The sequence below is a fragment of the Aquirufa beregesia genome, assembly GCF_011090385.1.
In the GTDB taxonomy this organism is placed as follows: Bacteria; Bacteroidota; Bacteroidia; order Cytophagales; family Spirosomataceae; genus Aquirufa; species Aquirufa beregesia.
In genome coordinates, this window is sequence record NZ_SEWW01000071.1 from 1 (window position 1) to 210 (window position 210).

General features: G+C 47.1%; 1 protein-coding gene. It reads right to left on the bottom strand.

Annotation, left to right across the window (positions count from 1 at the left end; genetic code table 11):
- Positions 1–210: hypothetical protein (locus tag EWU23_RS14495; RefSeq protein WP_166233218.1), on the bottom strand; the 210-nt coding region annotated here is incomplete at both ends.

Consider the following 210-nt stretch of genomic DNA (forward strand, 5'->3'; position numbering starts at 1 on the left):
TCAAGCCTAAGCTTGTCAAGTTCGCTACTCCACTCGTAAAGTCGCCCGCTTGATTCAACACGTTGTTCACTCCTGAGCCTAAACCTGTGATTGCTCCGGTTAACGTGCTCGTTACTGTTACATTATTCGTATTGGCAGCAAAAGTCGTGACCGTATTGCCATACGCATCTTGGGCTGTCAAGGTATTCGTTCCAGTAAAGGCTGTTCCAT